11 protein-coding genes are annotated in these 10,253 nt (G+C 58.1%); 5 read left to right on the top strand and 6 right to left on the bottom strand.

Annotation, left to right across the window (positions count from 1 at the left end; all coding sequences use genetic code 11):
• Window positions 1-249 precede the first annotated feature (249 nt).
• Entirely contained in the window at window positions 250-1,182 is a 933-nt protein-coding gene (locus ACCD00_RS28850) for a transporter (RefSeq protein ID WP_413428630.1), read from the top strand.
• Between the two features lie 443 nt (window positions 1,183-1,625).
• Here ACCD00_RS28850 and ACCD00_RS28855 read toward each other — a convergent pair whose 3' ends face one another.
• From ACCD00_RS28855 to ACCD00_RS28865, 3 genes are all read right to left on the bottom strand, one after another.
• Window positions 1,626-1,853 carry a YMGG-like glycine zipper-containing protein gene (locus ACCD00_RS28855; protein ID WP_413428631.1) on the bottom strand — a complete coding sequence of 76 codons (228 nt, stop codon included), beginning with the start codon at window positions 1,851-1,853 and terminating at the stop codon, window positions 1,626-1,628.
• Between the two features lie 11 nt (window positions 1,854-1,864).
• Window positions 1,865-2,230: a hypothetical protein gene (locus tag ACCD00_RS28860; protein ID WP_413428632.1), complete on the bottom strand. Its 366-nt coding sequence runs from the start codon at window positions 2,228-2,230 to the stop codon at window positions 1,865-1,867.
• Window positions 2,231-2,434: 204 nt separating this feature from the next.
• The gene (locus ACCD00_RS28865; RefSeq protein ID WP_413428633.1) at window positions 2,435-3,982 is read right to left on the bottom strand and encodes a transglycosylase SLT domain-containing protein; all 1,548 of its coding nucleotides are present in this window, start codon (window positions 3,980-3,982) and stop codon (window positions 2,435-2,437) included.
• Window positions 3,983-4,575: 593 nt separating this feature from the next.
• Between ACCD00_RS28865 and ACCD00_RS28870 the strand changes: the two genes are divergently transcribed.
• Window positions 4,576-4,998 (top strand): hypothetical protein, encoded by a 423-nt coding sequence (locus ACCD00_RS28870; protein WP_413428634.1) that lies wholly within the window; start codon window positions 4,576-4,578, stop codon window positions 4,996-4,998.
• 68 nt (window positions 4,999-5,066) lie between these two features.
• On the opposite strand, the gene ACCD00_RS28875 is transcribed toward ACCD00_RS28870, so the two are convergent.
• Window positions 5,067-5,966, bottom strand: a complete 900-nt coding sequence (locus tag ACCD00_RS28875; RefSeq protein ID WP_413428640.1) for a pirin family protein — start codon at window positions 5,964-5,966, stop codon at window positions 5,067-5,069.
• A gap of 122 nt (window positions 5,967-6,088) precedes the next feature.
• Between ACCD00_RS28875 and ACCD00_RS28880 the strand changes: the two genes are divergently transcribed.
• On the top strand, window positions 6,089-7,000 hold the full coding sequence (locus ACCD00_RS28880; RefSeq protein ID WP_413428635.1) for a LysR family transcriptional regulator: 912 nt from the start codon (window positions 6,089-6,091) through the stop codon (window positions 6,998-7,000).
• A gap of 20 nt (window positions 7,001-7,020) precedes the next feature.
• Here ACCD00_RS28880 and ACCD00_RS28885 read toward each other — a convergent pair whose 3' ends face one another.
• Window positions 7,021-7,944 (bottom strand): NADP-dependent oxidoreductase, encoded by a 924-nt coding sequence (locus ACCD00_RS28885; protein ID WP_413428636.1) that lies wholly within the window; start codon window positions 7,942-7,944, stop codon window positions 7,021-7,023.
• Between the two features lie 72 nt (window positions 7,945-8,016).
• Window positions 8,017-8,457 carry a DoxX family protein gene (locus tag ACCD00_RS28890; RefSeq protein WP_413428637.1) on the bottom strand — a complete coding sequence of 147 codons (441 nt, stop codon included), beginning with the start codon at window positions 8,455-8,457 and terminating at the stop codon, window positions 8,017-8,019.
• A gap of 266 nt (window positions 8,458-8,723) precedes the next feature.
• Here ACCD00_RS28890 and ACCD00_RS28895 point away from each other — a divergent pair, with 266 nt between their 5' ends.
• Window positions 8,724-9,641 carry a LysR family transcriptional regulator gene (locus ACCD00_RS28895; RefSeq protein WP_413428638.1) on the top strand — a complete coding sequence of 306 codons (918 nt, stop codon included), beginning with the start codon at window positions 8,724-8,726 and terminating at the stop codon, window positions 9,639-9,641.
• A gap of 142 nt (window positions 9,642-9,783) precedes the next feature.
• Window positions 9,784-10,203: a nuclear transport factor 2 family protein gene (locus ACCD00_RS28900; RefSeq protein ID WP_413428639.1), complete on the top strand. Its 420-nt coding sequence runs from the start codon at window positions 9,784-9,786 to the stop codon at window positions 10,201-10,203.
• Window positions 10,204-10,253: the final 50 nt, after the last annotated feature.

A 10,253-nucleotide genomic window follows, 5' to 3' on the forward strand; every position in this document is an offset into this window, starting at 1 on the left:
GATTTCGTCTTAGGAAACCCAGGCGATCTGTCTCTTGCAGCGCCTTGTTATAAGAATTCGAGTTGTCCACGAAATCAGGGAGGCACCCCTCATCTGTTAAACAGTATGCCTAGTCACTGATCGACCAGGAGTATCCGATCAAACAGTAAGTGCGATCACACAATGCTGGCGGCAGCTGTAAGTGCTAAACGAATGCAGATGCACTACAACAATACATAGAACCCTGAGGTCCTGACAGGAAGCGAGCGAATGTGGATGGAACACAAACTCTGTGTCGTCAGGCTGGCTCGGTTCGCATCCGCTTCGCTCATTATCTTAGCCCCCAGTGCAGTCGCAGAGGATCTCGAACCCAGGTCCTACGCCAATACGCCGGTCGGTATCAATTTCCTGCTCATGGGGTACAGCGACCTCCATGGTAGCGTAACCGCCAACCCCTCAGTCCCACTCGAGGATGCCAAGCTCAACATCAAGACTGTCGTGTTTGCCTTTGCCAGGTCCCTGGACGTCTGGGGCCGCTCCGGGAAGTTCGATATCGTCGTGCCTGAAGCCAGATTGACGGGCTCGGCCCTGTTCGCCGGTGAACCCAAGGAGCGAAATGTTACTGGGTTGATCGATCCAAGATTCCGCTTCTCGGTCAACTTATATGGCGCCCCGGCGATGTCCCTGGCTGAGTTCCCCAGCTATCAACAGGATGTGATTATCGGCGCCAGCCTGGCAATTACGGCGCCACTTGGCCAATACGACTCCAGTAAGCTGGTAAATCTCGGCAACAACCGCTGGTCATTCAAGCCCGAACTTGGGATTTCCAAGCGCTTGGGACCCGTGACCCTGGAATTATCCGGTGCGGGAACCTTTTACACCGACAATGACCAGTACCTTGGCGACCGTACATTTTCCCAGAACCCGACTTACCAGGCACAGGTGCATCTTATCTATGCCTTTAGAAACGGTGTCTGGGCCTCGCTGGATGGGACCTACTTCGCTGGCGGGAGTACCTCAGTCGATGGGGTCGGTAACCACGACTTTCAGGAAAATACACGCTATGGGGGCACCCTCTCGCTGCCGTTGAACCGAAATCACTCACTAAAGCTGTTTGCGAGTGATGGTGCGCATACCCGTACCGGCAGCGAATACGATGCTATTGGCATCGTCTGGCAGTATCGCTTCGGCGGAGGGCTTTGAAACCTGGGACTTACGCTACATTCCATTCATGCGTTCGTGAGACATTTGTCTGATGCTGGTTGTTACCTGCCAATTGTGACAGGCAGGTATCGGCTGTGGATTCAACCGGTCGAGGAAAGTCCGTTGCTATTCGGTCAGTAGTGGACGTTTGGAGTACGGAAGTAATCGTCCCCTCTTTTTGTCTATCATCGCGCTGTCGCAGGACAACCCGCTCGCGCAAGCCCGTGCTCGGCAACGTCGAGCTCGGGGGGGCAGAACCTGCTGCTGGAAACAGGCCATTGCCTGTGCAAGTAGGAACTCTCGATCTGCTGCGTCGCTGCTTCAGGGCGACGCGACGAGCTGAAGGGTACAGCCCCCCCGGTGTCGAGGTGGAGCGCGGCTGATTGGGCCTGCCGATGATCCATGTCATAGGGAGGCCCTTGCCGTAGCGAGGATTGGCCCGTCTACTTCTGCTGCCTACTGCCTTTGATGTTACCGGCAACCCCGCCGGCGACGGCACCAATCGCAGCGCCAGTCCATCCACTGCCACCGGAGATCGCGGCAATGCCAGCGCCGGCCGCAGCACCGATAGCCGCACCGCTCACCGTCCCCTGCTGCTTAGCAGTCATCGAGGTGCAACCGATCACGCTCGCTGCGGTGAGGACTGCGGCAAACAATTGCAACCTCTTCATGTTCACCTCCGCTACTTATTCTGTTTCAGTCCGGGCAAGACCATCTCGAACCAGATGGTCTCGATGACGGGGCGTTTCACGCGGTCGGGATTGGCGGCGTACCACTGGTTCAGCCCTTCGCGCACACTGTCGAGCGTATGGCCCTTCAGGCCCTTGCCGAAACGCGGAATCAGGCTCTGCTCATCGGATGGCGGCTTCGACCCATAGTAGGCCCTCTCCACCTGATAAGCGTTGGCGATGCCGATGAGATAGACCTTCTTGAGCTGCTCCGACGACTGCACCCATTGCTCGCCGGTGATCATGGCAACCTCTTCGGCACGGGTAATGCCCGATGCCGTCGCCAGGGTCATGCATGCCGCCATTACCAACGTACTCATTCGCAATGCTCTCATCGTCTTCCCTCCTCGACAGGCTGAACCTCAACGCCGTGGTGCGGTGTGCACCGGGGCCCTAGGTCGCTTCGCCAGAACGCACTTCGAACCGGAAAAGCACACCGGAGCTTTATCGGACTATCGCCGGGGCCCGAATATCAATGCCCGCGCCCACAATTGCTCCCGCTGCACACGAACTACGCTGCAGTCCTAATCAGGCTCAGCCGTGATCCCTTCCGCCGCGCGCTGCTTCGCCTCCCGCGCTTCCATGATCAGCCGATAGGCAATGTAGTACTTGTAGATGTTGCTGACGTAAGTCACTGTCTCCGCGCCGATTCGCTCGGCAGCAACGTACTCGACGTTATGGAACCAGATGTTGGGATCCAGCCCGCGCTTGGCGGCTTCCTCGCGCAATCGGGCAACTCGGGCGGGACCGGCGTTGTACGACGCGAAGGTAAACAGGACCTTATCCAACTCGGTCATCGGTTCGTCACCGTAGTACCTGTCTATCATCGTCCGCATGTACTTGACTCCAGCCTCGATGTTCGGCTGGGTTTGCCTGATATCACCTACCTTCAGCTCCTTGCCTGTCGCCGGCATGACCTGCATCACGCCGATGGCTCCCACAGGGCTTCGAACGGATTGATCAAGCCGCGACTCCTGGTATCCCTGAGCAGCCATCAGCAGCCAGTCGACACTGTACTTGTCGCCGTACTGCTTAAAGAACTGAATCAAATCGAGGAACTTCTTCCGCTCCGACGTGGATGCCGCGTCCTTGATGTATTTTGCGCTCTTCAGATAGCGCACCAGAATCATATTTCCCGTCTTGGTTCCTTTTCCGTGACGGGCGACAAAGTCATCTACAGCAGCTTTGAGTTGCGGGCTCCCCTTCCGTATCGCCCAGGCAATTTCTCCTCCCGTGCGGACGGCAATCCCTTCATGGACCGTTACCTTGGGAAAGACCTGCTTCCAGAGGTCCGCTTTGTGCTTGTCCATGACGATGAGTGGTAGCAGTCCGGCATTCAGCATCTCGACCAGATCCTCGTCCTCCAACTCCTCCGGCGCCAACTTGATGGTCACCTGGGGCCGACTTTCTGCGGAAAAGCGCTTGTTTAGCTCGACCAGACTCTCGTAGTAGCTGGAAGACTTGCGAACGAATACCTCCTTTCCCGCCAGATCGTCGATGCTGACGACCTGTGGTGAAGTGGGACCGGACAGGATCACTTCGCTGACATTGGTATACGCGGGCACAGAGAAGTCCACCAACTCCCGTCGCCCAGGGGTAATGGTGAGGTTGGACGCAGCTATATCACCCTTCCCGGCAACTAGCGCCGGCAGTAGTTGGTCCCGACTAACTGGAACGAAGACCACTTGAACCTTCAGATGTTTCTTTGCATCCGACTTTGAAGGCGCCATCTTCTGGTTCAGTTCCTTCTCGAACACACTGAACCAGTCGTAGGTCGCGCCGCGCTGGGTGCCCTTGTTGACGAAGTAAAAGGTCTTGCTATAGATCGTGAGGACGCGAATGATCCGCCGGTCCTTCATCGCCTCAAGATCACCGGTCCACGGCTTCTGGATCTCACTCGGATCGACGGTGAGCGTCTCCGAGGGCGGTGTCTCTGAGAATTTGACTGCATCAGCGGCAAGAGCCGGGCCGATGTGCATGGCCCATAGAATGGTCGCCAGTCCAACTATGATCAGCCGCAAGCGCGTCGCGCGATGCTCCACGGGGTGAAGTTGCTGCGACAGGTTCAGCATGATTGCGCTCCGATTGTGCCGCGAACGGCCCTACTACTGCTTAGCGATGGTTTAAGCATGGGGGCGCGACAGAACGCGACAGCAGTATCGTTACTAACCAGTCACCGCGACTCAATTCACGTTTAACTAAGCCCTTCCCAACAGACAAGTTTAGATGCCTGTGTGAAAGCCGCGATGTTTTTGACACATGCTGGAACCGTCGCGACAACAGGCACGCACCGCAGACGAGCCCCTGATCCAGGTAACTGCGCGTAGAGCTGCCCCAACATGGAAGCCTCCAATCGCCGACTCAGCGGCGCAATACAGTTATCGCCAGTAAATTCTGATAACGCAATTTTCAGAGCTTGGAGAGAGTCTTTGAAAGATGCGGCGATTCAGTCTGCTTTTGGCGGGTTTCTGTCGGCTCCCACCGGCAGCTATGGGTCGGTTGCTGCCCTTCGAGACAGTCAGCAATCGGCCAGATTGCGGACTTCAAAACTATGGGAGTGTGTGGTTTCCATCCGGTTCGCAGACAGGTCTGCTAGCATCCGCTTTTTGTATATTTCTGAGCTACCAGCATGCTACGGATCGCCAGCTGTTCCCTCCTGCTCACAATGGCTTCTCAATCGGTTCTGGCCGAACAGGTATTCCAGTGTGGTGAAGCCACAGTCACCATGAGCGTCGACACGACCCTGCCATTACGATCGACTGAAGGCGCTGACGTCATACTGCGTGTAGAACGTGGTCCGCGTTCGACACTCCTGCGGTACAGCAACGTCGATTTCATAAGAGGCACGTGCGACACCGACGCGAACAGCGCCCCACGAATCGTCTACCAGGCGGTATGCAGCGGTAGCGGTTGTTCCGATTTATCCAACTGGGGTGTTATCGATCCATTGAGCTTGCAGGCGTTGCTCGTGCCTGCGGATGACAGCCTGGAGCCTGCCACCCGGCTGCTCGGCCATCGACCGACGCTCAAGGGCGCGAGGATGAATGTGAGCGACGAAGCACGTCGACTGGGATTGCCGACGCCGTAATGGCTGTTCAGCATGTCTGCCATGGGTCGTTTGCGACGTTTGCAGCTGATTCAGACCGCACGCTCGGGTTACTTGAAAACTGGCACGCTGGCTGACCCGTTTGGTTTTTTCAGGTATTCACGCAGCCGGGCACCGATCTCGGCGATTTTCGCCTCCCCGGCACGCAAGGCTTGCGGGTTGGTATGCACCGAGTAGTTTCCCAGCGAGAGATCATAAGGATGAGGCTCCGCGGAGCCGATCACGAAGACCGTATCGCTGTGCCCGGCCTTGAGCGTAACGCTGCCGCTACCGGGTTCGAAGACGACCATTTCTCCCGTCATGACCACCTCCGGAGCGCCAAGGACCCCGCGACTGACACTCAGCCACAACGACTCATGCCCCTTGGGCGGCACATAAGTCCAGGATTCTCCGGCAGGCAGCGTGACCAGCAGGTAGTTCATGCCAGCGGGAGCACGGACCGGGCTTTGCACACCCTGGTACGTCCCCAGGATCACACGCGCCGGTCCCGTTTGCGGCATCGCGCCTGACTCCAGGTATTGGCTATCGACACTGGCGTTTTCCAATGCCGGCGGTAATGCGACCCACAGCTGAAAACCTTGAATGCGCTTCGATGTACCGACCGACATTTCCTTGCCATGCCAGACCCCGCCACCCGCGCGCATCCATTCAACACCGCCATAGTCAATCATCCCCGTACCCGAATCAGCATCCTCAAAACGCAAATTGCCTTCGGTAATGACGGTGACAGTGGCGATGCCCGAATGCGGATGCAGCGGCATGCCGTTGATGAATGAGCTCTCGCCTTCAAACAGGTCAAGGAACACAAAAGGCTTGATCAGGTGGCCAAGATCCGAAGGGCTCATCAACCGGACAATCGCGCCATGCCCACTGCCGGTGGTGCGGTAGCGGATGGCCCGCCGGGTAACGGTGTCTTGTGTATCGATCTGAGGTTGTTGCTTGAAAGGCATCGTGAATACTCGAAGTTGGCGGCCTTTCGGCCCGATGCTCCAGACAATAGGCCAGGCCTGATTACTTGATAAGGCGGTACAATTGGATTGCACTCGTCCACCAGCATCAGGAATCCCCCGCCATGCTCGACCTCAATGACATCGCCATGTTTGTCCAGGTAGTACATTGCGGCAGCTTTGCAGAAGCCGCACGACGGCTGGGCATGCCGCCCAATACCGTGAGTCGGCGCATCCAGCAGCTTGAAACGCGGCTCGGCACCCGGTTGCTGCAACGCTCCACTCGCAAGCTCACGCTCACCAGTGCAGGCCAGGGCTTTCATGAGCGTTGCGTGGGTGCCGTCGATGACCTGCTGGAAGCGGGACAGGATTTGATCACGGGCAGTAGCGAGCCCAGTGGCCGGGTTCGCGTGGCGGCTCCGGCAGACTTTTTCGACTTCTTCGAGATGGCGTGGGTGAGCGAGTTTCTGACCGCGTATCCACGCGTGCGACTCGACTTCGTGCTCAGCGATGCAAAGGCCGACCTGATCGCCGAGCAGATCGATGTCGCCTTTCGCGGCGGCCCCTTGCGCGATTCAGGCTATGTCGGTCGTCAGATCCTTGACCCGCGCAGCGTCGGGATGGTTGCCAGCCCCGACTACCTCGCGGCGCGTGGCTCACCCCGCACGCTACAGGACCTGGCGAGCCACGACTGCGTGATTTCCGCGCATCCCGGCGGCCATGCCACATGGCATTTGATCGGCCCGAAGGGTGAGGAAGAGATACAAGTGACCGGGCGCTTCAGCGGCAATACCGCTCAGTCGCAGCGCAAGGCCGCCGTGGCGGGCCTCGGCATCGCGTTGCTGCCGCCGCTGATGGCCAAGCTTGAAGTGGATACCGGCGTACTGGTCCCGGTGTTGCCTCAATACCAGCCCAACGGCTACGGCCTGAATGTGCTGTATCCGAGCCGCCGACAGCTTCCGCCCGCAGTGTCGGCGTTCATCGGTTTGGTGATTCGGAAGATGAATGCGGCAGATGTACCGCAGGTTTATCAGTAACCGCACCCGATGCTGGCGACTTACCGGGTTGTATCGAGGACAAGCCTGCCCCGCAAATGACGGCCCATGCTTTTCTCGATCGCCGCTTTGGCCTCACTCAACGGGTAGGCCTCGACGTCGACCGTGAGGTGGCCCTTGTCGAACAGTTCGGCAATGAGCGTGAGCTGTCGGCCATCGGAACGGGTGGCGAAGTTGGCGGGGGTCACGCCATAGTCGTTGGCCAGCGACATATTCGGCAGGCTCACTGGCGAGACCAGCACACCGTTTCTTTTCAGAACTTTGAACGAACGGTTTTGCGTTTCGCCGCCCACCAGATCCAGTACGACATCGACACCGGCCACCAGCTCGTCGAATGCCTGGGTCCTGTAGTCGATGGTGTAATCGGCACCGAGGTCCTTCAGGTAGGCATGATTGTGCGCAGAGGCCGTTGCGTAGACTTCAGCGCCCAGGTATTTGGCAATCTGCACCGCCATGCTGCCCACACCACCGGCCGCGGCATGGATCAACACCTTCTGCCGCCGTTGCACGCCAGCGTGGTCGGTCAGGGCTTGCCAGGCCGTCAGGGCAGTTGCGGGGACAGCGCTGGCCTGCAAGGCACTCAGCGATTTGGGTTTTATCGCCAGCTTTGCAACCTGGGCAACCGCCTTGGTCGCATAACCGCCGACGATGTTGATGAAGCCGAACACTTCATCGCCAATGCTGAACTCAGTGACGCCCTGCCCCAGCGCGATCACGGTACCGGCCACTTCGACTCCCGGGGTAAACGGCAGCGGTAACGGGATGAACGCTTTCATGGCACCGGACAGGATCTTCCAGTCAATCGGGTTGACCCCTGCTCCGGCGACATCGATCAGCACTTCACCAATACCTGCCACCGGGTCTGTAATGTCTTCCAGACGTAAAACTTCAGGGCTGCCGTATTCGTACACGCGTATGGCTTTCATGGAGGTCTCGACTATTGAATAAGGGAGGAAAACACTGCGCTGCGAGGGACCGGCCTTCGCAGCGCGGGGGTATCAACGACGGCAAGCGTCGAGGCTGAAGCGACCGGCACCGAAAGCCACGACCTGCAGCAGGCCACCGGCCATCGCGATGTTCTTGAAGAAGTGGATGAACTGGTTCTGATCGCCCAGCGCGTTATGGAAAGCCAGTGCGGTAAACACACTGAACACGGCCAGTACCGCGGCAACGGTGCGGGTGCGGTAACCGGCGATCAACGCCAGGCCGCCACCGATCTCGACAACGATCGCCAACGCCAGCGCCAGTTGCGGAAGCGGAAGGCCCACGGAGCTGATGTAGCCGACCATCATCGCGGGAGCGGCCAGTTTCGAAAAACCGGAGAGAATGAAAATTGCGCTGAGCAGTACGCGGCCGATCAACGAGGCCGAGGCTTGGGTCACGTCGGACCGGTTCTGTTCAGAGTGGGTGGAAGGAGCGATGTTTGCGGAAGTCGTCATGAGGTAATTCCTTCAAAGTTTGCGCGACTCGCCATGAATCGCTGCTGTGAAGAAATCTTGCGCCTTGACATCTAATCTGAATAGAAGACTAATTTAGATCATTAGGTTCGAATAAATAGGCAAGCAATTCACATCATCGAAAGGGAGTTCAATCGTGAAAAACGCTGAACGGACCTCTGCAACAGGCCCGGACGCGCACATTCGCGGTCAGAGCCTGGCCGCATCCGGGTCCGCGGGTACTGACCATTACGCTCGAGGAAACAGGCATGATTTCTGATCCCGGAACACCGACACTCGACCAACTGCGGGTGTTCCTGACCGTTGTTGAAGTCGGCAGTTTTGCAGCGGCTGCCAGAAAGCTGCATCGTGCCACTTCAGTCATCAGCTACTCGATTGCCAACCTGGAAACGCAACTCGGTGTGTCGCTGTTCGACCGTCAGACCACACGCAAACCGCAGCTCACCGACGCCGGCCGCACCGTGCTGGCCGAAGCCAGGACCATCGCCAACGGCATTCATGGTTTACGCGCCAAAGTGAAGGGGCTGCTTCAGGGCCTCGAAGCCGAAGTTCACGTGGTGCTCGATGTGATGCTGCCCCCGGAGCGCGTGGTGGACGCCCTCAAATCCTTTCGGGAAGAATTTCCTACGGTTGCCCTGCACTTGCACATGGAAGCCCTCGGCGCCGTCACGGAACTGGTGATCAACCGAGGCGCAATCGTCGGCGTCAGTGGGCCGATGAACGAAGGTATCGACGGTATCGAAAGAATCGGCGTCGGCAGCGTCGAGTTGATTCCGGTGGCAGCCCCGAATCATCCGCTGGCTTCGAGCGACTCGAATGTTCCAGGCGCCGGGCGAGAGTTCACGCAACTGGTGCTGTCCGATCGCTCGCTGCTGACCAGGGACAAGGATTTCGCCGTGCTCAGCAACCGCACCTGGCGCCTGGCGGATCTGGGCGCCAAGCACATGCTGCTGCGCGAAGGCATCGGTTGGGGGAACATGCCGGCGCCGATGGTCCAGGAGGATCTGGAGAGCGGCCGGCTCGTGCAGTTGAACATTCCGGAATACAAAAGCGGAAAATATTCCTTCGACGTCATCTACCGCACGGATCTGCCACCGGGTCCGGCGGCAAGGTGGTTGATCGACCGTTTCGTTCAACAAGGCGCGCTGCTGGATACCTCCGGTTGAGGGAGTCACTTGTCGATTTTCCAGAACCTGAGCATCGAAATTAATCGGGTTTTCCTGAACGGCGTTGCATGGGACATTCTTTCGACCACGCCGTGAGCAGCCGTCGCTGCGCACCGCCCATCAAAGCCTTGGAGGCGAAAGAATGAACCGGGCCCAAGCACTGCTTCAGGCACACTTCGATACGTTTGTCGCCAACCCTGAAAAATGGAAATCGCTGATCTCGGACGACATCGTCTGGGAGCTCCCCTATGCGCCGGGCCTTGGCCATCCGGCCCGATTGTCGGGTCGTGATGAGGTGCTGGGGCACGTCGGCTGGTTTATCGCCGCGGTGGAAGACTTTCGCTTTTACGACCTTCAGCTCGATGCCTTTGCCGAGCATTCGAAAGCCGTCGCGCAAGTAAAGGCCGAAGGCCGGATCAAGGCCACAGGTCGCATCTACAGGCAGAACTATGTTTTGTTCGTGGAAGCCGAGAACGGCAAGCTCAGGTTTATCCGGGAGTACTTCGATCCGATTCAAGCGGCGCATGCACTGGACGAGACAATCAACCTGCCGACTGATTAAGTTATGGATTTTCGATGAGAGGCAGCAATTGGCCGGTTTCTACCAGTGCT

The organism is Pseudomonas sp. Pseusp3, from assembly GCF_047304225.1.
In the GTDB taxonomy this organism is placed as follows: domain Bacteria; phylum Pseudomonadota; class Gammaproteobacteria; order Pseudomonadales; family Pseudomonadaceae; genus Aquipseudomonas; species Aquipseudomonas fluorescens_CD.